At 72.2% G+C, this 25,290-nt stretch carries 18 protein-coding genes and 1 pseudogene; 3 read left to right on the top strand and 16 right to left on the bottom strand.

The genetic code is table 11. The annotated features are described in order from the left end of the window. Positions 1-199: 199 nt before the first annotated feature. Positions 200-2,701: an ABC transporter substrate-binding protein gene (locus HUT18_RS23770; protein WP_176102590.1), complete on the bottom strand. Its 2,502-nt coding sequence runs from the start codon at positions 2,699-2,701 to the stop codon at positions 200-202. 400 nt (positions 2,702-3,101) lie between these two features. Between HUT18_RS23770 and HUT18_RS23765 the strand changes: the two genes are divergently transcribed. Both HUT18_RS23765 and HUT18_RS23760 read left to right on the top strand, forming a co-directional pair. Next, complete coding sequence (locus HUT18_RS23765; RefSeq protein ID WP_176102589.1) at positions 3,102-3,707, top strand: LysE family translocator; 606 nt, start codon at positions 3,102-3,104, stop codon at positions 3,705-3,707. Between the two features lie 72 nt (positions 3,708-3,779). Beyond that, positions 3,780-5,318, top strand: coding sequence for a PLP-dependent aminotransferase family protein (locus tag HUT18_RS23760; protein WP_254878776.1), 1,539 nt, complete (start codon positions 3,780-3,782; stop codon positions 5,316-5,318). A gap of 7 nt (positions 5,319-5,325) precedes the next feature. Here HUT18_RS23760 and HUT18_RS23755 read toward each other — a convergent pair whose 3' ends face one another. The 9 genes and pseudogenes from HUT18_RS23755 to HUT18_RS23715 all read right to left on the bottom strand — a co-directional run bounded on the left by HUT18_RS23755 (position 5,326) and on the right by HUT18_RS23715 (position 18,360). Next, positions 5,326-6,384, bottom strand: a complete 1,059-nt coding sequence (locus HUT18_RS23755; RefSeq protein WP_176102587.1) for a hypothetical protein — start codon at positions 6,382-6,384, stop codon at positions 5,326-5,328. A 65-nt stretch (positions 6,385-6,449) separates the two neighbouring features. Then, on the bottom strand, positions 6,450-9,179 hold the full coding sequence (locus HUT18_RS23750) for a SpoIIE family protein phosphatase (RefSeq protein ID WP_368661552.1): 2,730 nt from the start codon (positions 9,177-9,179) through the stop codon (positions 6,450-6,452). 613 nt (positions 9,180-9,792) lie between these two features. Further along, positions 9,793-9,912 (bottom strand): annotated as a pseudogene (locus HUT18_RS23745) (LLM class flavin-dependent oxidoreductase); the annotation flags it as partial. Positions 9,913-9,976: 64 nt separating this feature from the next. Continuing rightward, a complete protein-coding gene (locus HUT18_RS23740) occupies positions 9,977-10,432 on the bottom strand; it encodes an NUDIX domain-containing protein (RefSeq protein WP_176102585.1) in 456 nt (151 codons plus the stop codon). A 39-nt stretch (positions 10,433-10,471) separates the two neighbouring features. Next, positions 10,472-10,663, bottom strand: coding sequence for an SPOR domain-containing protein (locus HUT18_RS23735; RefSeq protein ID WP_176102584.1), 192 nt, complete (start codon positions 10,661-10,663; stop codon positions 10,472-10,474). A gap of 615 nt (positions 10,664-11,278) precedes the next feature. After that, a complete protein-coding gene (locus HUT18_RS23730; protein ID WP_176102583.1) occupies positions 11,279-12,031 on the bottom strand; it encodes a GntR family transcriptional regulator in 753 nt (250 codons plus the stop codon). Between the two features lie 265 nt (positions 12,032-12,296). Continuing rightward, positions 12,297-13,589, bottom strand: a complete 1,293-nt coding sequence (locus tag HUT18_RS23725) for a DUF4190 domain-containing protein (protein ID WP_254878775.1) — start codon at positions 13,587-13,589, stop codon at positions 12,297-12,299. Between the two features lie 359 nt (positions 13,590-13,948). Beyond that, on the bottom strand, positions 13,949-15,538 hold the full coding sequence (locus HUT18_RS23720) for a S8 family peptidase (RefSeq protein ID WP_176102581.1): 1,590 nt from the start codon (positions 15,536-15,538) through the stop codon (positions 13,949-13,951). Positions 15,539-16,002: 464 nt separating this feature from the next. Then, positions 16,003-18,360 (bottom strand): DEAD/DEAH box helicase, encoded by a 2,358-nt coding sequence (locus tag HUT18_RS23715; protein WP_176102580.1) that lies wholly within the window; start codon positions 18,358-18,360, stop codon positions 16,003-16,005. Positions 18,361-18,591: 231 nt separating this feature from the next. Between HUT18_RS23715 and HUT18_RS23710 the strand changes: the two genes are divergently transcribed. Beyond that, the gene (locus HUT18_RS23710; RefSeq protein WP_176102579.1) at positions 18,592-19,518 is read left to right on the top strand and encodes an acyl-CoA thioesterase II; all 927 of its coding nucleotides are present in this window, start codon (positions 18,592-18,594) and stop codon (positions 19,516-19,518) included. Here HUT18_RS23710 and HUT18_RS23705 read toward each other — a convergent pair. The 6 genes from HUT18_RS23705 to HUT18_RS23680 all read right to left on the bottom strand — a co-directional run bounded on the left by HUT18_RS23705 (position 19,511) and on the right by HUT18_RS23680 (position 25,268). After that, positions 19,511-20,314 carry an SDR family oxidoreductase gene (locus tag HUT18_RS23705; protein ID WP_176102578.1) on the bottom strand — a complete coding sequence of 268 codons (804 nt, stop codon included), beginning with the start codon at positions 20,312-20,314 and terminating at the stop codon, positions 19,511-19,513. The two genes, HUT18_RS23710 and HUT18_RS23705, sit on opposite strands and share 8 nt — an antisense overlap. 63 nt (positions 20,315-20,377) lie before the next feature. Beyond that, the gene (locus HUT18_RS23700) at positions 20,378-22,036 is read right to left on the bottom strand and encodes an FAD-binding dehydrogenase (RefSeq protein WP_176102577.1); all 1,659 of its coding nucleotides are present in this window, start codon (positions 22,034-22,036) and stop codon (positions 20,378-20,380) included. Then, on the bottom strand, positions 22,033-22,743 hold the full coding sequence (locus HUT18_RS23695; protein ID WP_176102576.1) for a TetR/AcrR family transcriptional regulator: 711 nt from the start codon (positions 22,741-22,743) through the stop codon (positions 22,033-22,035). Before HUT18_RS23695 ends, HUT18_RS23700 begins: the two co-directional genes overlap by 4 nt. Positions 22,744-22,967: 224 nt before the next feature. Next, positions 22,968-24,503: a serine hydrolase gene (locus tag HUT18_RS23690; RefSeq protein WP_176102575.1), complete on the bottom strand. Its 1,536-nt coding sequence runs from the start codon at positions 24,501-24,503 to the stop codon at positions 22,968-22,970. A gap of 76 nt (positions 24,504-24,579) precedes the next feature. Continuing rightward, positions 24,580-24,720: a hypothetical protein gene (locus tag HUT18_RS23685; RefSeq protein ID WP_176096594.1), complete on the bottom strand. Its 141-nt coding sequence runs from the start codon at positions 24,718-24,720 to the stop codon at positions 24,580-24,582. Further along, positions 24,717-25,268 carry a DUF1707 domain-containing protein gene (locus HUT18_RS23680; RefSeq protein ID WP_176102574.1) on the bottom strand — a complete coding sequence of 184 codons (552 nt, stop codon included), beginning with the start codon at positions 25,266-25,268 and terminating at the stop codon, positions 24,717-24,719. Before HUT18_RS23680 ends, HUT18_RS23685 begins: the two co-directional genes overlap by 4 nt. Between the last annotated feature and the right edge of the window lie 22 nt (positions 25,269-25,290).

Raw genomic sequence — 25,290 nt, 5'->3', positions numbered from 1 at the left:
TCACGCGGGTCACCGGCGGCGCGGCAGCGCCGTGCGCTGGGGAGGCGCTCGGTGGTCAATGGGCGAGCACGAGACTGCCCGCCGACACCGCCGACGGGCAAGTCGATCCGCTCCCTTTGCGAACAAGTTCGCCGCGCGGCCCCCAAACCTTCACCCCGTGTCCGTCGGGGGTCGGGCAGGGGGCCGGTTCGGCGCTCGCTCAGCGCTCGGTTTCGGCCGGTTCCCGCTTCCGCTCGCCCTCGGGACCCGCCGCGGCCTTCTCGGCGCCGGGGCCCGAGCGGGCGGAGGACTTCAGGAAGCCGATGTCCTCGTAGCGCGGGGCCTCGAAGCCGAAGGCGCCGACGTTGGCGAGGTCCCTGCGCACCGCGACGAGCTGGGGCCCCTGGTAGAGCGGCAGGGATCCGGCGGCGGCCCAGATGCGGGCGTCGGCCTTGCGCATCAGGGAGGCCACGTCCCCGCTGTCCAGCTCGGTGCTGGCCTTGTCGAAGAGCTGGTCGATGTAGTCCGTACCGACCCGGGTGTAGTTCTGCGCGACGTTCAGCGAGCCGTCCGCCCCGGGCACCGGCTTGGCGTAGATGGGCCGGGCGTCGGTGGCCGGGAAGGCGGTGGCGGGCCAGGAGTAGAGGGCCAGGTCGTACTCGCCCGACGCGATGTGGTCACGGAAGTAGCCGTCGTCGGCCACCTTGACCATCTGGGTACGGATGCCGATCCGGCCGAGCATCCGCGAGATACGGGCACCGACCTCGCGCAGCGACTGCGAGCCCGGGCCGGAGGGCAGGACGAACCGCAGCGTCATCGCCTTGCCGTCCTTGGCGAGCAGCCCGGCCTTGGAACCGCCGGGCGCCGCCGTGCCCTTGGGCGCGTAGGCGCCGGGAGCGCCGCCGGGCCCGGAGTGCGGCTTGTCCTGGTCCGGCTTCCCCTCGGGCCGACCGGCGTGCGGCGCGGCACGCAGCGGCTCGGCGACTTCCTTGCCGGTCCGCTGATCCGCGCCCTTTCCGGTCTGGTCGCCGTCTCCTCTGCCGGTCTGGTCGCCGTCTCCCCTGCCGGTCTGCTTGTTCGTGTCGGCGTGGTCGTCGCGCGTCGAACGCGCGGCGTTCTTGGGTGACTTGCCGTCATCCGCTCCCGAACCGACCTCCGCGCCCGCGGACTTGCCGTCACCCCGCCCCGAACTCACCTTGCCCGACTTCGACTTGTCGTCGCCCTCGGACCCCGCGTCCCCGCCGTCGCTCTTGCCGCGCTCGGTGCGGGTGTCGGAGCGGGCGTCCGTCTCCTGGTCGCCGTCGTCCTGGCGCAGCGGGCCGCCGGGCACCCAGCCCGCGTCGGCCAGCAGGGCCTGTGCCTCCGCGGTGTCCTGGGCGCCGAGGGCGCCGCTGCCGTCCGCATACCCGCGCTGGCCCGCGAGGGCGAGGTGGCTGCCGACCGGCTCGGCGGGCAGGCCGAAGGGACGGAGTACCGAGCGCGCGAGCTGCGCACGGTCGATGGCCCGGGCGACCGCCTTGCGCACCCGGTCGTCGGTGAGCGGTCCGGAGGAGCCGTTCAGGGCGAGCTGGGTGAAGGCGGGTTCCAGGGACTTGCGGAGCTCGTAACGGCCAAGCCCCGCCTGCTCCTTGGCGAAGGCGATCCGGGCCCGCTCGGCCTTCTCGCGGACCGCTCGCTCCTTCTCGGCCGCCGCCTCGTCGGAGCCGTGCGCCACCGCCCACGAGCGCAGCGCGTCCGCGGCGCTCAGCTTGCCGGGCCCGGCGGCCGAGGCGCCGCCCGCGGCCTGGGCGCCGCGGCGCTGATCGAGGCGCCGGGCGTCGTCCGGTTCGAGGGCGGCGATGTCGATACGGCCCTTGCGCAGGGCCTCCAGACGGCGGTCCGCGGGGACCGCGGCGAGGATCAGCCGGTCGAGCTTGGCCCGCTCGCCCCACCAGCGCGTGTTGCGGACCAGGGTCAGCTCCGGGAAACCGGAACCGGACCGGACGCCGTCCCCGCTCTCCGCGTCGTCCCCCTTCTTCTTCGCGGTGTCCTTGCCCTGCTGCGGCGCGAACGGTCCCGCGGTGATCTTCAGCGCCTCGCGCGACTTCTCGTTGAAGGCGTCGGGGCTGCCCATGACCTGCTTCGGGTACAGCGGGGAGAACAGCGACTGCCAGTCCGCGTAGCGCTCCTTGAAGGTGACCCGCACCTCCAGGTCGTTGTCGCCGCGCTCGATCTTGGCGATGCGGTTGTAACCGGCGTTGCGCGCCGTCCAGTACGAGCTGTCGCGGCCGGACAGCGCGCGCCACTGGGCGACGAAGTCCGCGGCGCCGATCTCCCGGCCGTCGCTCCACACCGCCTGCTGGTTCAGCCGGTACAGGACGACCTGCGGATCGTCCTCAACGACCTTCGCGGACTCCAGGAAGTCGGCGTCCCGGGTGGGCCTGCCGGACGCGTCGAGGCGGAACATGGACGGCAGTACGGCACCGGCCACCCGCGACGTCGTCTCCTCGGCGTCGGACTGGTAGACGTTGAACGTGCTGGGCAGCGAGTCCACCGCCCAGCGGGCACTCGCACCGTCGGCCACCCTGCCTCGGTCCGCGGAGCCGAGGTCCTGCCGCGCGGGGGACGGGGCCTGTTTCTCGTCGGAACTGCAGGCGGCGAGGGCGGGCACCGCGAGGACGCCCGTCGTGAGGAACGCCACCGAACGCATCACCCTGCGTCGGCCTGCGCCTTCGTAAGACATCTGGGACCTCCGGAACTCGCCGGCCGCCCCCTGTGACCGGGGCCGCGCCGTGCGGGACTGTTCTCGTTCGGGGGAATATGAAGCTGATCAGACGTGATCCCCCACTGAAGGCGACCGCCGCGCGGGCCCGCGGCAGACACGGCGCCGCGAGGGGGCAAGGCCACTCGGCCGGAGGAACCGGACGGGGCCGACGGGCGTGCGGGGCGGTGCTGGGCACGCCGCCGAACGCCTGAGCACCTGCCGCGCGACCGCCGACCGCGCCGCGAGCCGCGTCCGCGGCGGGGAGCCCGCCTCGGCCCGCTCGACATATGGCCCTGTCGGACCGGCACTCTTTGGCTCTGTGCCGCAGACCATGACGGGCCCAGGGTGGAGGGAACCCCGAACTTCGTGGAGGTCCCCGTTGAGTCCCGCCTTCCTGCTGACCACCCTGATCGTCGTGGTCACCCCCGGTACCGGCGTGGTGTACACCGTCGCTGCCGGGATCTCCCACGGCCGCCGGGCCGGCGTGGTCGCCGCGTTCGGCTGCACCCTGGGCGTCCTGCCGCATCTGCTGGCGACGGTCACCGGTCTCGCCGCGCTCCTGCACACCAGCACGGTCGCCTACGAGGTGGTCAAGTACCTCGGAGTCGGATACCTCCTGTACATGGCCTGGGCGACGCTGCGCGACAAGGAGATGCTGACCGTCGAGCAGGGAGCAGCGGCACAGCCGGTGCTGCGGGTGATCGCCTCGGGAGTGCTGATGAACCTGCTCAACCCGAAGCTGACCATGTTCTTCGCGGCGTTCCTCCCCCAGTTCGTCCCCGCGGACGACCCCGGCTCGCCGGGGCTCGTGCTCCGGCTCGGCGCGGTGTTCATGGCGCTCACCTTCGTCGTGTTCGCCGTCTACGGGATCTGCGCCGCCGCCGTACGCGACCGCGTCCTGGCCCGGCCGGGCCTGATGACCGGCATCCGCCGGGTCTTCGCCGTCTCGTTCGTGGGCCTGAGCGCACGGCTGGCGGTGGCGTGAGCGTGGTTCGCTTCCGGTACTCCCCACCGGCCGGCCCGCACCCGGCACCACACCACTGACACCATGGGCCCGGTGAGCGAGAGGGCCGAGAGGGCCGAGAGGAAAAGGCCGACGGGCGACGGCGGGCCTTCGGCGTCCGGCTCGGACTTCCTGCAGCTGAATGCCGACCGCGCGCCGACGGGCGGCAAGGCGGACTGGCTCGCCCGGCAGTTGCGGCTGGCCATCGCCGACGGCCGACTGCGGGTGAACAGCAGACTTCCGCCCACCCGCGTACTCGCCGTCGAACTGCGGGTCTCGCGCGGTGTGGTCATCGAGGCCTACCGGCGGCTCACCGAAGAGGGGCACGTCGAGGGGCGCCGACGTGGCGGCACCGTGGTGGTCGCCGCACCCTTCGGGCCGACACCGCCCGAGGGCACCCGGCCCCACCGGGCACCGCCTCGGCCCACCGACACCGCGGACCGGTCCCGGCCGGGCACACTCTTCTCCGGGGCCCCGGGCGCCGACGTCTTCGACGCGCTGCGCGCCGCTCCTGCCCGCGTCGACTTCGCCCCCGGCCGACCCGACCTCGCCGCGTTTCCCCGTACGGCCTGGCTGCGGGCCGAACGGGCCGTACTGGCCGGTCTTTCGGCCGACGACCTCGGCTACGGAGACCCCCGCGGCACCCCACAGCTGCGCCACGCCGTCGCGGGCTGGTTGCGGCACACGCGCGGGCTGCGGGTCGAGCCGGACGAGGTGATGATCGTCGCCGGTACCGCGCAGGCGCTCACGCTGCTGCACCCGGCACTGCGCGCCGATGGCATCGACGGCGTCGCCGTGGAGGACCCCGGCTCGCTCGGCACCCGCCAGCACCTGAGCAACGGAGGCCTCGCCACCCCGCCGGTCGCGGTCGACGACGAAGGAGTACGGGTGGACGCCCTACGGGCCACCGCCGCCCGCGCCGTCCTGCTCACCCCGGCACATCAGTTCCCCACCGGTGTGGTGACCAGCGGCGAGCGCCGACGCGCGTTGCTGGACTGGGCTCGGGACGGCGGACTGATCCTGGAGGACGACTACGACGCCGAACACCGCTACGACCGGCCGCCGGTGCCCGCGCTGCGCGCCTTGCTCGCCGATCACGTCTGCTACCTGGGCAGCGTGTCCAAGCTGCTCGCACCGGCGCTGCGGATCGGCTGGATGGTTCCGCCGCCCCGCTACCGCGAGGCGCTGACCGAGGCCAAACGCTTCACGGACCTGGGCAATTCGGTGCTGCCGCAGCTGGTGCTCGCGCGACTGATCGAGACCGGTGAGCTGGAGCGGCATCTGAGGCTGCTGCGCGGACGCCACTCACGCCGACGGGACGCGATGATCGACGCCCTCGCCGAACACCTGCCGGGCGCGACCGTGCACGGTGCGGCCGCGGGGCTGCATCTCACCGTCACCTACGCCCCGGACGTTCCCGACACAGACCTCGCCGCCGCCGCGCTCGCGCACGGGGTGAAGTGCCAACCCCTGTCCTGGCACCGGCAGTTGCCCGGCCCGCCCGGCCTCGTCCTCGGCTACGCGGCCGCCCCGCCCGGTGTGATCGCCGACGGAGTGGCCGCGCTCGGCGCGGCGCTGCGCGAACTGTCCTGACCCGCGCCTACTCCCCCACCCACCCCTCCCAGTACTCCCGCCAGTCCCCTTCCCGCTCCGCGAAGTCCACGTACAGCGCGAGCCCGAACCGGCGCCGGTCCAGATCGGTTCGGGTCAGCCCGAGGCGGGCGCCGCGTACCGCTGCCTCGACGGTCTCGGCGGAGCCCCGGTGCCCGAAGGTGTCGTTGTCGAAGAAGGGCACGCCCATCAGGAGGTCGGTGCCCTGTGGGGTGGCCTCCAGGGCGAGCCGGGTCTGCTCGGCGACATAGCCGCCGTAAAGGCTCTCCAGCTGCATCGCCGTGTCGTACGACATCACCGCGATCTGGTCCACGCGGCGGGCGACCTGCGCGAAGTAGGACTGGGACCAGTACTTGGGGTGGTTGGCGAGCAGGCCGGGGACGTGGTGCAGGCCAGGCAGCGGGTCGATCTGGTGCGCGGCGACCGAGAGGGGGAGGCCGCGGGCGCGGGTCAACCGGTGCAGTGCGTCGAGCAGTTGGAGGTAGTGGCGGTCGCCGGAGTGCAGGGGTTCGAGGTCGAAGTGCACTCCGTCGAAGCCCGTGTCGAGTATCTCCTCGGTGGTGGCGACGATCTCGGCACGGGTGCCGGGCCGCTCCAGGTGCATGCCGTCCGGTGTCTCGGTGGCGAGCTTGTCGCCGAGCCAGGCCTGGACCCGTATCCCCGGCATCTCCCGGTGGACTCCCTCGATCAGCCAACGCGCCCTGGAATACGTCGACTTGGGCAGCGTGCCGTCGTGCTCCAGCGGTCCCGAGTGCACGTACAGATCGCGGATGCCGCTGCCCCGCAGTTTGACGGCCAGCGCCCTGAGATCGCGGTCGTTCTTGCGGCCGTCCACCCAGGCGTGACCGAGCCAGAAGGCGTCACGGCCACGGGTGCGGGCGCTCTCGTCCGGTTCTCCGGCGTAGCTCATGCGCAGCAGGAACCCCGCCGCGAGGACCGGCACCACGAGCACCACCGCGAGCGCCGCCGAGAGCCGCTTGGGCCACTTCATCCGCTGGTGCCGCCACAGCCGCACCGAGGCGGCCCCCCACCTCTTCAGTCTCCCCATGCGTGTGGAGAGTACGTGAACGGCCGTTGGTGGCGGCGGAGTTGACCGGTTGCGAGGGGCGTCTCTCAGAAGAGACTGAGCAGTGCCTCCGTCGGATCGGCAGTGCCGCCGCCGTTCTTCGGCAGGGTGAGTTCGAACCAGACCGTCTTGCCGCGATGGGTCCTGCGCGAGCCCCACCCGGCGCTCAGCAGACCGACCAACTGCAGGCCTCGGCCGCCCTCGTCGGTGTCGCGGGCGCGGCGGCGGCGCGGCTGGACGAGACCCGCGTCCCAGACCTCGCAGACCAGGGTGCGCTCCAGGAGCAGCCGCAGCCGGATCTCGCCCTCGCCGTAGCGCAGGGCGTTCGTGACCAGCTCGCTGACCAGCAACTCCGTTGTGTCCACGAGGGGTTCCAGACCCCAGGACTCCAACTGGGCACGGGCGAACTCGCGCGCCTTGCCCACACTGACCGGCTCGCGCGGCAGCGCCCAGTCCCCGACCGCGTCGGCGGGCAGCCCCTGCACCCTGGCCATCAGCAGGGCGATGTCGTCCTCGCCGTGATGGGTGTTCAGGCTCTCCAGCACGTGGTCGCAGAGGTCCTCCAGGGAGCGCGGCGGTGCCTCCGGCCCGTCCGCGGTGACCGGCTCCGCGGCCTCGGCCTGCTCCGCGCGCCGCTGCAACGCCCCTTGCCTGTACGGCAATTGGGCGGGCACGTCCTGCTCGCCGGACTCCGCCCCGGGCGACGTGCCATGCGGCTCCGGCCGGTCGAGAGCGGCCACGAGTGCGTCCAGGCCCTCGTCGAGGTGGTGCTCGCGGGACTCCACGAGACCGTCGGTGTAGAGCGCGAGCACGGCGCCCTCGGGCAGTTCGATCTCGATGTCCTCGAAGGGCTCGCCGCCGACCCCGAGCGGCATGCCCGGCGGTACGTCGATCATGGTCGTCGGCTCGCCCGGCGCGACCAGAACGGGCGGCAGATGACCGGCGTTGGCGAAGGTGCAGCGGCGGGTCACCGAGTCGTAGATCGCGTAGACGCAGGTGGCCAGGTACACCTCGGAGTGGTCGGCGTCCTGCTGGTGCCGTGCGCCGCGGCGCACGGTGCGGCTGGCCTTGCCGGAGGCGGAGGGCGTGACCGGGGTGCCCAGACCCCGCGCGGTCTCGTCCAGGGCCGCGAGCACCTCGGAGGGTTCGAGGTCGAGCTGGGCCAACGTCCGTACCGCGGTGCGCAGTTCACCCATGGCGACGGCGGCCCGCAGACCGCGGCCCATCACATCGCCCACTACCAGCGCGGTGCGGTGGCCGGGGAGTTCTATGACGTCGAACCAGTCGCCGCCCACCTCGTTCGCGGCGTTGCCGGGCAGATAGCGGCAGGCGATGTCCAGGCCCGCGGCCTCGGGGTCGCCCGGCGGCAGCAGGGAGCGCTGGAGGATCAGCGCGCGCTCGTGCTCGCGGCGGTAGAGCCGGGCGTTGTCGATACAGACCGCGGCGCGCGCGGCGAGTTCGACCGCGAGGGCCCGGTCGCGTTCGCCGAACGGCTCGCTGCCCTTGGTACGGGCGAACTGCGCGAGCCCGACCACCGTGTCGTGCGCGACCATCGGCACGATCAGCGTCGACTGCACGAGCCCCGGGCTCTTGCCCGGCAGCAGCTTGGGCCGTGCGGTGCGCAGCGCCTCGGCGTACGGCGAGTCGAGTGCGTAACAGTGCACGGCGCCCACCGAGATCGGCGCGGGCCCGGCGGTGAACGGGGCGTCGGCCACCGCGCTGGCGAAGCCGACCCGGCGCAGCTCGGCGCTGTAGCTGCTGGACCTGCTGCGCGAACTGCTCCCGTGCGGGTTCTCGTCGCCGAGCAGCAGCCCCTGGTACAGGTCGACGGTGGCGACGTCGCAGAAGCCGGGAACCGTCACATCGAGCAGTTCGCGGGCGGTGGTCTCCAGGTCGAGCGAGTTTCCGATCCGCGCGCCCGCCTCGTTGAGCAGCGCGAGATTGCGCCGGGCGTGCGCGGCCTCGCGCGCGGCCGCGTGCCGGCGGGTGACGTCGATACCGAGCCCGGCGACCCCGAGCGGCCGCCCGGTGGGGCTGTGCACCCGGTACAGGTTGACCGACCAGTGCCGGCGCTCCTGGGAGCCGGGCGCGGTGCCGACGATCTGCATGTCGGTGACGGACTCACCGGTGTCCAGGACCCGTTGGACCACGGCCGTGACCCGGTCCGCCTCGTTCTGCGGGAGGTAGTCGTGGACGGTACGGCCGCGGTGGTTCTCCAGGCCGCCGCCGAACGCGGCGGCCAGGCGCTCGTTGGTGCGCTGCACCCGCAGATCCGTACCGAAGAGCAGAAAGCCGAACGGGGACTCACCGAAGATCGCCTGCGAGGCGGCGAGGTCGCTCTCGATACGGCGCAGCGCGCGCACGTCGACCACGATGCAGATGGCGGCCTTCTCGCCCTGCGGGGTGCCGGTGGGCATCACATAGATCTCGGCGATGCCGTCCCGGCCGATCCGGCCCCGGCCGCCCGGGGTCTCGAAGGGCACCAGGCCGGTCCACTCACGGCCGTCGAGGATCTCCGCCATCTTGCGGTGACCACGGGTGCGCAGATGTTCCGGGACGAACTCCTTGACGGGATCCTTGCCCAGGATGTCGGCGGCCGGGACGCCGAACAGTTCCTCGGCACGGCTGCTCCACTGCTCGACGAGTCCGTCCGAGCCGATGGCGAACGAGGCGACCTGGATGTACTCGTACATCGAGCCGGACGTGGTGTGGTGCCACATCGCCTCGTCACCCGAGTGCCCCTCGGAGACCGAGGCCCTCGCCGGTGTCTCGCTCACGCGAACCGTCCCCTCCAGCTCACCGCGTCCGGCCCGCCACCGGAACCGGCAACCCGAAGTATCCAGCACTGCGGCGCCCGGCAACACGGCGTACACGATCACAGCACGGTCTCGACGCATTTCCGACCGCACGGGCGGCCGAACGCCTTTCGTCCAACCCCCACTGCCTGTCTCTTAACCAGGCACGGCCTGCTCGAATCACCCGGTTTTACGGTGCCTGGGCCTCCGGTTTCCGCGGCGGGGCGGTGGCATGGCCCAGGGCGCCGTCGACGCAAGGGCGAGGGGACGGATTTCGGCCCCCGTCGCGGGCTTCGGCTACGGAGTCGCAGCGTGTGCCGCGCACCCCGCGTGCACGTCACACGCGGGGTGCGCGTCGCGCGTGGAGTGCGCGGCCGCGCGTACGTCACGCCTGACGTGCGCGCCCGCGCACGCGGAGTTGTCCGCCCGCCCCTGCCCTGCGCCCACCCCTCGCCCTCACCCTCGCCTCACAGCCCGAGGCGCGGCGGCCCCTGTTCCACCCGGCGCAGGACGGGTGCCAGTTCGTCGACGGCGTCGTCCATCGGGCGCCGCTCGTCCCACCAGGTGACCCCTGCCTCGGCCAGCGGGCCGAGCAGAGGTGGTCCCAGACGAACAGGGCGTCCCAGCCCGCCTCTTCGGCCGCGACCGCGAGCGAGGCCACGGTCCTGGCATCGGCGAAGTCGCCGTAGTTGGGGATGTTCACGGAGAAGCGCATCCGCGGATCGTCCGCCCCGGACGCGCACCGGGGCAACGGAGATTCCCGTCGAACGCCGGGCCCCTCAGTCCAGTTGCCCGGCCGCCCTGAGGTCGTCGAAGAGCAACTGGTCGACCAAGGGCACCCGGTCACGGTCCGCGTACGAGAACCAGGCCATCTCGTCGATCTCGCTGCTCGGCGCCAACTCGCCCCGGTACGCGCCGGTGTAACAGCTCATGCGCACCAGCAGTCCGCCCTGAGGGCCACCGGGTTCGCGCGCCTCGTACGTACCGACATGGGAGACGGTCTCCGGGTCGAGCAGGACGGTCAGTTCCTCCTCGATCTCGCGCAGCAGCGTCTGCAGATCGGTCTCGGTGCCCTCGCGTTTGCCGCCGGGGATGTAGAAGACGTCCTTGCCCCGGGGGCGTGCGCACAGGATGCGGCCGCCCTCGATGCGCACCCACGCCACCGTGTCGATCAGCTTTGCCCCAGGCACCCCGGTCCCGCCCCGCTCCCCGTCGAGTCCGCACCAGTCACCCATGTCACCGGTGGTCCGGACCCTACCGGCCGCCGGGCGGGCTCAACTCCCGCCGCGGGCCTTGGTGGACTCGACCCAGTAGAGCTGCTTGTGGCCGCGGGCATCCAGCTGGTCGGCGACCCGCTGCGCCTCCGCCCTGGTCGCGTAGCGTGCCACCCGGTAGCGGTTGCCGTTGTCGTCCTGCCGGACCACCGCCCAGGAGAGCGTGGCCGTATGGGCCGTACCTTCGTTCATCGCGCCTTCCCTTCCCCCCGTGCGCGGCAATGTGCGCCTGCCGTCAGCGGAAACCGCCTTCCGCATATGCCTGAGCCTACGCGCGGCCTTCACCGTACGGATACGTGTTTTTACGAAGAGATACACTTCGCGACAGATTTGGGCTCTGACCTGCGCGTATTCATGAGGCGCGAATTTCGGCGCACGCCCCGCAGGGGCGGACACGGAGGCGGAACAAGCCGTTCCACAACCGTGCGCGGCCAGCGGCACATGCCCCGTACGCTGGGACGCCGCAGGAACTCGCCCCGGAATAGGGGCAGTTGAGGGAAGGCTCCGGAGGGACGGGAGCGGGGACGAACGGAGTGGCCCCACCCTGACCGGATCAGGCCGGAAATGCACCGGGAGAGCGCGCGGTGGTGCTCATCCGGGCGGCACATGGGCGCGCGCGATCACGCGCGCCCCACGCGCGTGACGCGAACCGGCGATCGATCCGGCGGCCGAACCGGCAACGGGACCCGGGCAGGACCGGCAGCCCCGCAGCGGTCACGTGACAGGGCCGACCGCCCGCAGCGGCCCCGCGACAGGACCGGCAGCAGCGTCAGCGGCCGGCCCCGCGGCGCGCACCGCAGGAACGTCTCAGCGCACGGGCAGGTGGTAAGCCACCTGATAGCGGTCGGCGGGGACCACCACGTCCGCGGTCTCCACGGCGCGGCCCGAGGCGTAGTAGGTACGCCGGATGACGATCACCACATGGCCGGGTACGCCGCCGAGCGAGAGGAGTTCCTCGGCGAGGCCGGGGCGGGCGCCGACCTCTTCGGTGACGTTGTCGACGATCACGTCGATGGCGGCCATCCGCTCGACCACACCCATCCCGCCGAGCGGCCCCTCCTCGGGCAGCATGACGGGGGTGCGGCCGGTGAGGCAGAGGGGTTCCCAGGAGGTCGACAGCATCATCGCCTCGCCCGACTCCCGGTAGAGGTAGTGGGTGCGCATCACGCGCTCACCGGCCTCGATACCGAGCCGCTCGGCGATCTCGGCGTCCGCGACGGTCTGTTCGCTGCGCGACTCCCAGCTGCCGAAGCTGCCGTCCTCGGCCTGCTCCTGGCGGAAGGAGGTCGCGCCGCCCACGGGCCGGTAGCCGGAGCGGGCGATACGGCGCGGCACAGGGCGTTCGCGTACGTAGGTGCCCGAGCCCGACCGGCCCTCCACCAGGCCCTCGGCCATCAGGACCTTGCGGGCCTCCAGGGCCACCGTGTCCGAGACGCCGTACTCCTCGCGGATCCTCGCCTGCGAGGGGAGCCGGGTGTGCGGCGGCAGCGAACCGTCGACGATCTTCTTGCGCAGATCACCCGCGACGCGCAGATACGCCGGCTGCCCACCGAATGTCACAAGTCACTCCCCTCCGTTTGACAGACGGCAACAGCCTGGCAACTGTGGGTTGTTGACCGCAAGTCAAGGCCCGCTAATCACTCGAAGTGATGGCTTGGCTTTACCCGGGGACTTCGCGGAGGTATAGGAGCCCCTTCACCCACCGGTCGCCCGCGCCCGCGGCACGTGCCGAGGTGTACGTATCCATCCCGGGGTCCGCGCACACCCCGGCCGCCGTACGTGATCCGTACCGGCGGTGAAGAGCCGCTCCCGGCCCCCGGCACGCTCAGACCGCGGCGCCGCTGCCGCCCGAGTCGCCGGAGCCGCCCGAACTCCCGGCGTCCTCCTGGTCCTCCGGCTTGTCCTCGGGCACCTCGGGCGGCGAGATGTCGAGGCCGAGCGCCTTGCGGGCCGGGATGCGGGTGGTGTCGGTGAGCAGGTTCTCGGCGGCCTCGTAGTGCCGGTAGAAGGTGTCCGCGTCACCGGCCGCCGCGGCCTTGACCCACTCCCTGCGGGCCGCCGAGACCGCGTGGATCTCGCCCGCGACGGCGGTGGCCGCCTTGGTCGGCCAGGTGTGCGCCGACAGCGCGCGCTCCTGCTCGCGCAGGGCCGAACTCATGCGCTGCGCCCAGCGTTTGTGCGCCGCGAGGTCGTCCTCCACGTACTCACCGGGCGGTGCGCTCTCCAGCGCGTCCACCGTGAGCTTCGCCGCCTTGAGGTAGGCCCGCTGGTCGCTGTCGAGCTCGGACGGGTCGTTGCGCAGCGAGCGGTTCAGCGTACGGCCGGACTCGGTGTGGCCGAACATGCAGCTGATCTCGCGGTCGCCGTAGTCCCAACTCTCCTCGGTGGGCGTGAAGTAGTAGACCTCGGCGTAGCCGGGCAGCGCCCAGGTGTCCGCGGCGTAACTGTCGCGCAGGGCGTAGCACTTCTTGTCGGCGGTGCTGTTCAGTTCCTTCTCACCGGGCCAAACGCCCCCGGGAACACGGAAGTTGGCGTAGATCTCGCCGTCGTGCGGGTCCTCGCAGGAGACGCGGTCGACGTCGTAGGTCAGTCCTTCGAGCGAGCCGTTCTGCGACTCGAAGCACTCGCCGATCTCCAGCGTGAACGTGACCTCGCCTGGGCCCCGGCTCTTGCCCGAGTCGCGGCCGTCGTCCTCGAGCCCTTCCCTGAAGTCGCTCCAGCCCCCGCCGATGAGCATGAGCGCGAACAGCACGATGCCGAGCGCCGAGGTCACGATTCCGGCGATCGCGAGACCTTTGCCGCGCTCGCCCTTCTTGCTGATCTGGGACAGGCCGATGGCGCCGAGGACCACCCCGAGACCCGGCACGCAGCAGAACAGGCCGAGCACCAGCGAAGCGATCGCCAGACCGTTCACCGGCGGCTTGGAGTAGGGCACGTACCCGGGCCAGGGCTGGTACGGGGCGCCGTACGGCAGCCCCCCGTAAGGCCCGCCCGCGCCCGGGTACCCGCCCGGCGGGACGTGGCCGCCCGCCGGTGGCGCGTACGGATCCTGCGGGCCGGGCTGCGCGGGCCCGCCCGGCCAGGGCTGCTGGGGTCCTGGCGGCTCAGGCGTGGTCACGGGTGGGGTGCTCCTGGACGATCGGCCACTGCGGCGCCGCGGGCGCGGCGCTCGGCTGGCCGCATCGTATGCGGGGTGCGGGCCGCCCCACGCGGTGGGGCCCGGCCGTCGCGAACGGCCGGGCCCGTGCCTGCGCGGCGGGCCGCCCCCATGCGTCGAGGTGCACCTCGACCGGCCCCCCACGCGGGGTGGTTCGGGGTTCGGCTCTGCGCGTGGCATGGCCGGAGCCCCTGGTGTCACGGGGCCGGTGGGGGTCCCGTGTCATGTCCTGGCTCCTCGCGCCGGGTGGCCGCGGCCGCCCGGCGCGAGGAGTTGTTCAGTCCCTGGACCGGACCGCGTTCAGGCCCGGGAGGACCGGATCAGAACTGCAGACCCCAGGAGTCGATCTTTCCGGTGTCGTACGAGGCGTTGTCGCTGACGCGCAGCTTCCAGCCGCCGTCGGCGTTCTCCGCGGACGCGTTGACGGTGTACGTGGTGTTGATGTTGTCGCTGCTGCCGCCCACGCCGTAGTCCTTCAGCGTGTAGGCCGTCCCGTCCGGCGCGATGAGCTGGATGCGCAGGTCGCCGACGTAGGTGTGCTGGATGTTGACCTTCACACCGAGGGAGGCCGGGGCGCGGCCGGTGACTCCGCTGACCGCCAGGGGCGAGTCGACGGTGGCGTTGTCGTTGATCGTGTAGTCGTTCGTGTTCTCGAAGAACTTCCCGGGCGGGGTGGTGGTGCCGCCGCCGACGTTCAGGAGGCGGTTGGGCGAGCCGGTGCCCGGGTTGGTGACGACGCCGGTGGTGGCGGCGCTGTTCAGGGCCGAGCCGACCTGGGCCGGGGTGGCCGTGGGGTTGTCCGCCAGGTACAGGGCGGCGGCGCCCGCGACGTGCGGGGAGGCCATCGACGTACCGGAGATGGTGTTCGTCGCCGAGTCGCTGGAGTTCCACGCGGAGGTGATCGAGGAACCCGGGGCGAAGATGTCCACCACGGAGCCGTAGTTGGAGAAGCTGGAGCGGGCGTCCGTGTTGGTGGTCGAGCCGACCGTGATGGCCTCGGCCACGCGGGCGGGCGACTTGGTGGAGGCGTCGGTGCTCTCGTTGCCCGCCGCGACCGCGAAGGTCACGCCGGAGGCGATGGCGTTGCGCACCGCGGTGTCGAGGGCGCTGTCCGCGCCGCCGCCGAGGCTCATGTTGGCGACGGAGGGGCCCGAGGCGTTCTGGGCGACCCAGTCGATGCCCGCGACGACCTGCTCGGTGGTGCCCGAGCCGTTGTTGTCCAGGACGCGGACGGCGACGATCTTGGCCTTCTTGGCCACGCCGTGCGCGGTGCCGCCGACCGTACCGGCCACGTGCGTGCCGTGCCCGTGGCCGTCCTGGGCGACGTTGTCGTTGTCGATGGCGTCGTAGCCGTTGACCGCGCGGCCGCCGAAGTCGCTGTGCGAGATGCGCACACCGGTGTCGATGACGTACGCGGTCGCGCCCTCACCGGCCTTGTCCGGGTAGGTGTACTTGCTGTCCAGCGGCAGCGCCCGCTGGTCGATGCGGTCCAGACCCCAGGACGGCGGGTTGGTCTGGGTGGCGTCCGCGTGGAAGGTGCGGTTCTGGACCACGGAGGCGACCGCCGGGTCCGCGGCGAGCTGCTTGGCCTTGGCCTCGGAGAGCTTGACCGCGTAGCCGTTCAGCACCTCTTTGTAGGTGCGGGTGATCTTGGCGTCGTACTTCGCCGCGACGGCCTTGCCCTTGGCCGAATCGGCCGAGGCGACACCGTGCTTGAGCGTGACGATGTAGCTGCCGTCGACCGCGTTGGCGGCTCCGGCGTACTGGATGGTGCCTGCGCCCGGTTCCGGGGCGGCCTGTGCGGAGGACGCCGAGACGAAACCGAGGGCGAGTGCCGCCGCCGCGACCGCGCTGATGCCGGCCGTGGTGCCGAGGGCGACTCTTCGTCCGTTGTGACGCTTGACTGCCATGGGTGTGGGGCCCTTCTCGTGAATGTTCCTGGTGGGGACGTACTGCAGGAATCACTGGCGGCAGATCATGCGCATGACAATCCACACTCACCGGGATCGCATTGCACCGACCTGCCAGACGACAGATTGGCGGGGTCACAAGAAATCCACAAGTACCGGGAGGGGATGTAACAGTGGCTCCACACGGCCGTCATGATCGGCGTCCGCTTCCGGCCAAGATCCGCTTGCCCGACGGGCATGAGGGGGCGGCGGGGGATGACATCGTTACCCCACTCGATTGCACCGAGGGCCGGTCGTGGTGCCGTTGGCCGGTGCACCGAAATCGGTGCCCATGACAGGCGGTTGGGGCGTCCAAGGCAGCCGGGCGAAGCCACTTCGGACGTCAACCAGGCTGTTTCCAGGGGGAGTTGAGCTCGGCACTCCGGTTCGCGGGCCGACGTGCACCGCGCGCGGAACGAGGTCCGTTACGCGCTCGGGGCGGGCCCCGCGGCCTCTTGGGACCGGTCCGTGCCGGGCGCCTCACCCGGCGCCCCTCGCATGCCGCTCCCGGCCCGCTCCCCCGGTTCCGCTTCCGGCTCCGGCGCCGCCGATTCCCCCGCGAGTCTGCGCTGCTCGTCCTCGACGATCCGGCGGGCCAGCGAGCGGTCCGAGACGTCGACGGCCTCGGGGGACGACTCGGCGATGTCGCTGCGGCGGGCGTACGCGTCGAAGAGACGGTCCTTGTTGCGCAGAATGTCCAGGAGTCGCTCGTCGCAGCTGTCGGCCGCGAGCAGCCGGTGCACCTGGACCGTCCGCACCTGCCCCATCCGGTGCGCACGGGCCACCGCCTGGTGCTCCATGGTCGGCTTGACCTGCGGCTCGCACAGGATCACCACCGAGGCCGCCTGCATGTTGAGGCCGACACCGCCCGCCTGGATCTGGCTGAGCAGGACGGCGTGCCCCTCGGCCGCCGAGAACTCGTCCACCAGCAACTGCCGCCGCGCGGCGGGGACTTCACCGGAGATCGGGCCGAACACCCGTCGCCCGTCCGGCGACTGGGACGGCTCACCTTCCGTACGTACGAGCGAGTCCCGCACCGTGGCGAGCACGTCCCGGAAGTAGGAGAAGACCACGACCTTGAGGCCGTTGCCCTCGGCGTCCTCGACGAGTTCGCGCAGGCGCTCCAGCTTGGCCGACTTCTCCGGGTCGGCGTAGGCGGCCCTGCGCATCGCCATGAAGTTGCCCTCGTCGACGGCGCGCGCGTAGGCCTCCCGGTCGGCCTGGCTGAACTCCTCCCACTCGTCGACCTTGAGCAGGGCGGGCAGTTCGGCGAGTACGTCCTGCTGGTTGCGGCGCAGATAGACGGGGGCGACCGCTGTGCGGAACGCCTGGGAGCCCGCGGCCCCGGTGCGCTGCTCGACCCGGGCGGCGAGCTCGGGCGCCAAGTGCCGCACCAGCGCGCGGAATTCCTCGACACGGTTCTCCATCGGCGTCCCGGTGAGGAACAGCACCCGCTCCGCGCGCCCCGCCCAGGCGGCGACCGCCCGGGAGCGGCGTGCGGCCGGGTTCTTCACGTAGTGGGCCTCGTCCACGACCAGGAGGGCGGGCGCGGGCGGCGGCTCGCCGCCGGTGTCCACGGACTCGGTCAGGGCGTGCAGGACGTCGAAGGTGGTGAGGGCGACGCCGCCCCGGGCGCGCCACTCGGCGAACGCCTCGGCGCGCTCGGGCCCGTGCACCGGCAGGGCACGCAGCGCCGTGCGCGCGCCGATCTCACGGCTCCAGTTCAGGAGCACGCTGGCGGGGCACACGACCAGGAAGTGCGTCTGCCCGGCGGCGGCCAGGTGTGCGAGCGCGGCGAGCGCCTGGACCGTCTTGCCCAGGCCCATCTCGTCGCCGAGGATCACCCGGCGCTGCGCGAGCGCGAACCGGGCGCCGAAGGCCTGGTAACCGCGCAGCGAGACACGCAGCAGTGAGTCGTCGAGACCCTGCGCGCGCACCCGGTCGGCGACCTCGGCGGGCAGAAAGCCCTCGGCCGCCGCCACATCCGCGGCGCCGCCGGTGAACTCGGCCAGCAGGCTGTAGTACTCGGCGGAGCGCAGCTCGAAGTCGACCTCGACGGCGAGGGGTTCGGCGGGCTCGCGCAGCAGGTCGACCGAGGCCTGGGCGAGCGTCGTCGGCGTCCCGTTCGCTGTGATCTCCCCGGTGAGCGCGCGTAGTTGGGCCGCCGCGGTCAGGGCCCGCTCGCGGGTGCGGCGACCGGTGAAGAGCATCCGCAGGCGGCTCGCGGCCGGTGCGGCGAGCGGCAGCAGTACGCCGAGGTCGCGCTCGGCACGTCCGGCGGCCTCGACGGCCAGGCGCAGCGCGGGGCCCGCCTCGACGAGCCGGTGCAGGGCCTGGAGCAACGCGGTCGTGTGCGGCCGCGGGTCCTCGATGTCGATCCGCACCGGGACCGTCTCGGCCACCGCGCGGGCGAGCTGTCCGGCCGCCGCCAGCGCCTGGTCGGCGGTCTGGGCACCGACGCCCGGTATCAGGCGCAGCTCGTGCCGGCTCGCGGCGTGCACCCGTGCCACGTCCCGATAGCCCGCGTCCTGAAGCGCGCCGAGCCGGAGCCGCCCTTCGGTGACGTCGCGCAGGCGGGCCAGCGGGATGCCCGCCAGTTCCTCGGCGACGAGCCGGTCCAGGACCGGGGCCAGCGCGGTGCGTACCGCCTCGCGGGCCCGGTCGTGGTCGGTGCGCACCGCGCGGGCGGCGGCGTGCAACGCGCCTGCGGCGTCCAGGAGTTGGGCGACCTGGCGCCCCGCGCGCTCGCCTTCCGGCCGCACCGCCGCGCTCTCCTCCGCCATGACGCCGTCCGTTCCTCACGCTCCCGCCGACCGATGGGGCGCATCCTGCCACGCGGGGGTGTCGGCCACCGTCCGGCTCCGGGGAGGCCCGGCGCCCCTGCCGTAGTGACGCAGCGCACCCGCGGAACCGCATTGACGCGGTGAATCCCGCCATGGTTGCCTGCTACACCGACACGGACAGAACATCTGTGCACCGAAACCACGCGACCCACCTAGCCGGGAGGCACAGCGGTGACCTCGGTACCCGAATCCGCGGCGGCCCCCGAAGTCCTGGTGGCGGACCAACTGCTCCCGTTCACCGAGCAGTTGCGACTCGAACCGGACGGCGAGGACCGGTTCCTCGGGCAGTGCCACCCGAGCAGGCGGGGGGTCGGTTTCGGCGGCTCCGTACTGTCCCAGTCGCTCGCGGCGGCGGCGCGCACAGCGCCCGAGGGGCGGCCGGTGCACTCCCTGCACGCCTACTTCCTGCGTCCGGTGATGTGCAGCAAGAAGGTGTCCTACTCCGCGCTGCGGCTGCGCGACGGGCGCTCGTACTCGCTGCGGCAGGTGAACGCCCGGCAGTCCTTCGGCGACGTACTGAGCATGCACGCCTCGTTCAAGGCGCCGGAGGAGCCGTCCTACGAGCAGCAGTCCACCGCGCCCAAGGTGCCCGGCCCCGAGGGGCTGCCCGACGGCCTGCGCGACCACCCCGCCCGTGAGGTCAGGGACGGCGTCGAACTGCGGTACCTGCCGCCCGAGGACACCCCGCCGCCGAGCCCGGACGGCGAGATACGCCAGTACACCTGGTCCCGGATCCGCACCCCGCTGCCCGACGAACCGGCGTACCACGCCTGCGCGTTGGCCTACCTCAGCGATGTCTCGCTGGCCGCGACGGCGATCGGCGCCTTCCGCCCCGTCTTCCCCGTCGTCGGGCCCCCACCCGCGCGGATGGCCTCCCTCGACCACGCCATGTGGTTCCACCGCCCGCTGCGCGCGGACACCTGGCTGCTGTTCGCCCAGCGCAGCAAGACCGCCGCGGACGGCAGGACCCTGTGCCACGGCGAGTTCTGGACCGAGGACGGCGAACTCGTCGCGAGCGCCTCGCAGGAGGCGCTGATGTACGTGGCCCGGCGGACCCAGGAGGCGGGGGCGGGGGCGGGGGCGGACCCGCTCAGCTGAGCCCGTGCCTGCGCGAGACCATCCGCTCCACCGCCGCCCTGGGCAGGATCCGGCGCAGGGCGAACACCAGCGGGGCCCTGCTGCCGACCGCGTAGAACGGCTTCGGGCTCGCGGCCTCGATCGCGCCGAGGACCGTGGCGGCGACCTTCTCAGCCGCGATCCCGACGGTCTCGTTGGCGTCCAGCCGGGTCGAGACGGCCCGGTAGTCGTCGGCGTACGGGGAGCCCTCGGCCTGGTAGCGGGTGCGGCGTTCGCTGATGCCGGTGTTGATCGCGCCGGGCTCCACGGTGATCAACCAGACGCCGTACGGGGAGAGTTCACGGCGCGAGGCGAGCGCGAACGCCTTCACGGCCGCCTTCGAGGCGACGTAGGAGGAGCGGAACGCGAGCGGGAAGCTGGCCAGCATCGAGCCGACCATGACCACCCGGCCGCGGCGGCGCTCGCGCATGCCGGGCAGCACGAGCTGGGTCAGCCGTACCGCCCCGAAGACGTTCAGTTCGAACAGCCGCCGCAGGGCGTCCATCGGCAGCTCTTCGAGGGCGCCGAGCTGGCTCTCCCCCGCGTTGTTGACGAGTACGTCCACCGCACCGGCTGCCTCGGCGCAGGCCACGATGCTCGCCTCGTCGGTGAGGTCGAGCGGCAGGTACTCCACTCCCGGCACCCGCGCCGAGGCGGCCATCCGCTCCGGGTCGCGGCTGGTGCCGATCACCCGGTAGCCGCGGCCGAGCAGGGCCTCGGCCACCGCCTTGCCGATGCCCGAGGAGGCCCCGGTGACCAGTGCCGTTCGCTTCGTCATCTCTCCATCGCCTCCGCTGGTTAGCCGGCTCGGGGTGTTGCCGTCCTTCCCTGAACTCGCCGCTCAGGCAAGCGACTTGGCCAGGGCCCGGCCCGCCGCGCGGCCGGAGAAGATGCAGCCGCCGAGGAAGGTGCCCTCCAGCGCGTTGTAGCCGTGCACTCCGCCGCCGCCGAACCCGGCCACCTCACCGGCCGCGTACAGGCCCTCGAAGACCTCGCCGTCCGGCCGGATCACCCGTGCGTCCAGGTCGGTCTCCAGACCGCCGAGGGTCTTGCGGGTGAGCAGGTTCAGGCGGACCGCGATCAGCGGGCCGTGTTCGGGGTCGAGCAGCCGGTGCGGCTTGGCGACCCGGACGATCCGGTCGGGGAAGTAGGCACGGGCGTTGCGGATCGCCATCAGCTGCATGTCCTTGGTGAACTTCAGGTCCACCTCGCGATCGCGCGCCACCACCTCCCGCTCGACCTGTTCGTAGTCCAACTCCGGTTCCATACCGAGGGAGTTCATGCCCTCCACCAGCTCGCGCAGCGTCTTGCGCACCACGAAGTCCTCGCCGTGTTCCATGAACGCGGTGACCGGTCCGGTGGCGCCCTTCTTGGCGCGGCCGAGGGTCTGCTTGAGGTCCTTGGCGGTGAAGTCCGGGTTCTGCTCCGAGCCGGAGAGCGCGAACTCCTTCTCGATGATGGTCTGCGTGAGGATGAACCAGGTGTGCGCGTGCCCGGTCTGCTGGATGTGCCCCAGCGTGCCGAGCGTGTCGAAGCCGGGGAAGTACGGCGGGGGCAGCCGCCGGCCGGTGGCGTCCAGCCACAGCGAGGAGGGGCCGGGGATGATCCGGATGGCGTGCTCGGGCCAGATCGGGTCCCAGTTCTTGATGCCCTCGGTGTAGTGCCACATCCGGTCGCGGTTGACGATGTTGCCGCCCGCCCGTTCGGTGATCCCCAGCATCCGCCCGTCGACATGGGCCGGGACCCCGCGGATCATGCGCGCGGGCGCGGGGCCGAGCCGTGCGGGCCAGTTCTCGCGGACCAGGTCCGGGTTGCCGCCGATGCCACCGGAACCGACGACCACCGCCTGCGCCCGCAGCTCGAACGAACCCGCCACCTCCCGCGAGGACTTGACGCCGCGCGGCTGGGACGAAGGCTCCAGGATGCTGCCGCGCACGCCGACCGCGGCGCCGTTCTCCACGATCAGCTCGTCCACCTGGTGCCGGTGCCGGAAGGTCACGAGCCCTTCCCGCTCGGCCCGCTTGACCGGTTCGAGGAAGACGCGGACCACCTCGGGGCCGGTGCCCCAGGTGAGATGGAAGCGGGGCACCGAGTTGCCGTGCCCCGAGGCGAGCCCGTCGCCGCGCTCGGCCCAGCCGACGTTCGGCATGAACCGCAGCCCGAGGTCGTACAGGTACCGCCGCTTCTCGCCCGCCGCGAACTCCACGTAGGCGCGCGCCCATTGGCGCGGCCAGTGATCCTCGCGCTCACGGTCGAAGGCGGCCGAGCCGAGCCAGTCCTGGAGCGCCAGTTCGTGGGAGTCCTTGATCCCCATACGGCGCTGTTCCTCACTGTCGACCAGGAAGAGCCCGCCGAGCGACCAGAAGGCCTGCCCGCCGAGGTTGGCCTCGTTCTCCTGGTCGACCACGAGCACCTTGCGCCCCGCCTTGACCAGTTCGTACGTCGCGACGAGCCCGGCGAGCCCGGCCCCCACGACGATCACGTCCGCCTGCTCGCTCATGCCTCGTCCTCGCTCTCGGTGGAGCACGTCCTCAGGACATGTCCAATCTCGGTGGAGTACGCCCTCAGGACGTGCCCGAACAGTTCCTCGCGGCGCCTGCGGACGTCCTCGACGCCGGGCTCGATCAGCATCTGCACACTGGTGCCGTCGTGTACCGCGATCAGCGCGTGCCCCAGCGCCGCACGGTCCGCGACCCGGCGCCCCGCCCGCGCGAGCGCCTGCTCCACCAGCGGCATCAGCGCCTCCAGAATGGCCCGCTCCCGCGCCGCCATCACACGCCTGAGCGGCGGGTTGCGCAGCGCGTGCGCGGTGAACTCGGCCGTCACGCGGTACCAGGCGTCGTCCACCGGGATCACACGGAGGACGGCCTGCACGGCCCGGTCCGGATCGGCGTCGGACAGTTCACCGGAGGCGTCCAGGCCGTCGAGCGCCGCGCGCAGATCGTGCAGCATCGCGTCCGCGCGCTGCTCCCACATGGCGAGGAACAGCTCGTCGAGCGAGGTGAAGTTGGAGTAGAACGCACCGCGCGTGAACCCCGCCCGCTCACAGACCTTGTCGACCGTGGACCGGCCGAAGCCCTCCTCCGCGAAGACGTGCAGCGCCGCGTCGAGCAGCCGCTGCCGCGTCTGCGCACGCCGCCGCGTGACCCGCTTGGGCGGCGGGCCCGGTGCGGGCGTCTGGCCGTGCGTGGTGGACGTCGATGCCATGGCTGCCTGCGCCGTTCCTCACCGTGCGGGGGCGGGGCGTCCCAGGGGGCTCCGCCGAACGTGCGCCGAACCTGCCCCGGGTCGATTGGATACGTGAATGTATCGGATGCACTCGTGTATCACAAGGTGTCTGACCTGGGAAAATGCGGGAGGGGGCCGCTGGTCGATGGACGCTGGGGGCGGGCGTACTCGGGCGGGAGCGGCGTCAGCCGTTCGGCCACCGCTCAGTCGCGCCGCAGCACACACCGATGGCTGAGGAACGCGCCGAGCCGCCCTTCCCGGTCGCCCGCCTTGTAGGCGTGGGCGAGGCCTTCCAGGGTGGCGTCGGTGGCGCCCGTCGCACTGCCGGGGTTCAGGACGAGTGCGAGGCGGGGGCTGTTGATCCGGGCGTCGAGGGTGGGGAGTTGGAGGGGGAAGTCGGCGCGCAGGCCCCCGCTCGGCGATCCGGTGGAGGATGCGGTGGCGATGGCTTCCGCGCGCTCGTCGGCGACTTCCAGGACCGCGTGCCCGTCGGTGCCGAGGGTGAGTACGGCGGGCAGTTCGCCTTCCGGGGTCGCGAGCGAACCGGTCCACTTACCGCTCTCGGGGAGCCGGGGTTCACGTCCGTCCCCCGGCTCCGAGGCCACCGGTGAGATCTGCTCGGGCCCGAAGCCCGGGACCAGTTCGCCCAGCAGTTCCGCGACCACCGCGTCCCGGGCCGCCTTGTCGGTGGAGTTGCACAGGACCGCGACGGCGAGCTCCAACTCCGGTACGGAGGCGGTGAAAGCGGCGACTCCGGGGCCTCCGCCGCCGTGGCTGAGGATGCGCGGCCCCGGCCCGGTCGACACACACCAGCCGAGTCCGTACCCCAAGTGCGGGGTCACCGTGCCGAGTTCACGCAGGCCATCTTCCGCTGCGGCCAACTGCCCGTGTACGGAGGCGAAGAGAGCCGTGTCGGCGGCGGTCGCCCAGCCGAGCGTGGCGCCCGGATGGCTGACGGTGTACGACGGATACGCCCGCCCGTCGGAGGTGTACCGCACGGCGGTCGGGGCCGGTCCAGGGTAGGTGTCCCGATGGCTGTCCCCCAGGTGCCACGAGTCGAGCCCGAGCGGCGCGCACACCTTCTCCCGCACAACGTCCGCGAGCGAACGGCCCGTTGACCGTTCCAGCTCCCGGGCGGCGAGCAGATACCCGAGGTTGGCATACGCGAAGTCCGTACCGGGGGCGCGTACTTGGCCGAGGTAGGGGGCGGGGTCGATACGCGGCGCGCGGGGCCGGTCCTCGTCCAGGTAGTGGAAGTCGTAGTACGGCGCCAACCCGGCCCGGTGGGAAAGGAGTTGGCGGTGGGTCGGCGCCGGGTGGGCGAGCTGCGGGCCGAGGGCGGCACTGTGGTGACCCGGCACCGGCATCGGCACCGGTGCGTCGAGGTCGAGCAGGCCCTCGTCGGCGGTGCGGCGGACGGCGGCCGCGGTGAACGGCTTGGTGACCGAGGCGAGTCCGTAGACCGTGGCGGGGGTGGCAGGGCGGCCGCTCGCGATGTCGGCGAGCCCGAACGCCTCGGCCAGGACGACCTCGCCCCGTTCGACGACGGCCACGGAGACCGAGGGACAGTCGTGCGCGGCGAGCGCCTGCTCGCAGACCGTGCGGATCCAGTCCGCGGGTATCCGGTCCGTGCGTAGCCGGTCTGCGGGTATCCGGTCCGCGGGTATCCGGTCCCCGCGTATCTGGTCCGCGCGCATTCGGTCCCCGCGTATCTGGTCCGGCTGCCGCCCCGCCGTCATCCGAGCTCCCCTCACGGGGGCGCCGGGCCGCGATCCGGATGGGCCCCGGCACCGCCCGCCCCCTCGCGCGGACCGCTCAACTGGCCTTCCGCGCCACGTAGTAGAGGTTCAGGATGTCACCCTCCACCTGGCGTTCGTCGACCCGGTCGAAGCCCGCGTCCCGGAGCATCGCACTGTCGACCACGTCGAAGCGCGCAGCGCCCAGTTGGTCCCTCAACGCCGAGCATGGCGAATCCTCAACCGCCCGAATCCCATCACCCCGGAGATGCGGATCTCCGGTCCTCCGGGACGGGACGGCTGCCGGGCCTTGTACCGCAGGTCCTTCCAGTCGGTGCGCAGGCCCTGCACGTCCACGACCGCGTCGCGCGGCACCGTGATCCTGGCCCCGCCCGTCCCGAGGTGCAATTCGATGTCGACGACGGGATGCTCGATGATCGCCCGGGACAGATCCAGGCGCACCCTTCCGTACGCGGACGCGACTTTGAGGACCCGGGGCACCCGCCATGTGCCGCGCCGCTTGATCCGGCCACCGGCGGCGGTGATCGTCGACGTGGTGTCCGGGAGCTGATCAGGGAGTTCCGGGATCGAGGCGAGCGCCGATTCGAGCTCACTGTGCGCCTTGGCGGTGAGTACGCGGTCGAGGCGTTCGTCCAACTCCTCGTGCGAGAGGAGCCCTTCGGAGTACGCCTCCTGCAAGCGCTGCACGGCCGTGTCGCGGGCGCCCTCGCCGATGAGTGACGGCGAGCCTTCCGGTAAGGAGGTCACCGGTTCACCCTACTGCCGTGCG

The sequence above is a fragment of the Streptomyces sp. NA04227 genome (assembly GCF_013364195.1).
In the GTDB taxonomy this organism is placed as follows: Bacteria; Actinomycetota; Actinomycetes; order Streptomycetales; family Streptomycetaceae; genus Streptomyces.
This window is presented reverse-complemented; position numbering and strand designations above follow the sequence as displayed.

Excerpts from the sequence above, each read along its gene's own strand:
- HUT18_RS23770 (WP_176102590.1), bottom strand. The coding sequence starts at position 2,701 with ATGTCTTACGAAGGCGCAGGCCGACGCAGGGTGATGCGTTCGGTGGCG.
- HUT18_RS23755 (WP_176102587.1), bottom strand. The coding sequence starts at position 6,384 with ATGGGGAGACTGAAGAGGTGGGGGGCCGCCTCGGTGCGGCTGTGGCGG.
- HUT18_RS23740 (WP_176102585.1), bottom strand. The coding sequence starts at position 10,432 with ATGGGTGACTGGTGCGGACTCGACGGGGAGCGGGGCGGGACCGGGGTG.
- HUT18_RS23735 (WP_176102584.1), bottom strand. The coding sequence starts at position 10,663 with ATGAACGAAGGTACGGCCCATACGGCCACGCTCTCCTGGGCGGTGGTC.
- HUT18_RS23720 (WP_176102581.1), bottom strand. The coding sequence starts at position 15,538 with ATGGCAGTCAAGCGTCACAACGGACGAAGAGTCGCCCTCGGCACCACG.
- HUT18_RS23715 (WP_176102580.1), bottom strand. The coding sequence starts at position 18,360 with ATGGCGGAGGAGAGCGCGGCGGTGCGGCCGGAAGGCGAGCGCGCGGGG.
- HUT18_RS23705 (WP_176102578.1), bottom strand. The coding sequence starts at position 20,314 with ATGACGAAGCGAACGGCACTGGTCACCGGGGCCTCCTCGGGCATCGGC.
- HUT18_RS23700 (WP_176102577.1), bottom strand. The coding sequence starts at position 22,036 with ATGAGCGAGCAGGCGGACGTGATCGTCGTGGGGGCCGGGCTCGCCGGG.
- HUT18_RS23695 (WP_176102576.1), bottom strand. The coding sequence starts at position 22,743 with ATGGCATCGACGTCCACCACGCACGGCCAGACGCCCGCACCGGGCCCG.
- HUT18_RS23690 (WP_176102575.1), bottom strand. The coding sequence starts at position 24,503 with ATGACGGCGGGGCGGCAGCCGGACCAGATACGCGGGGACCGAATGCGC.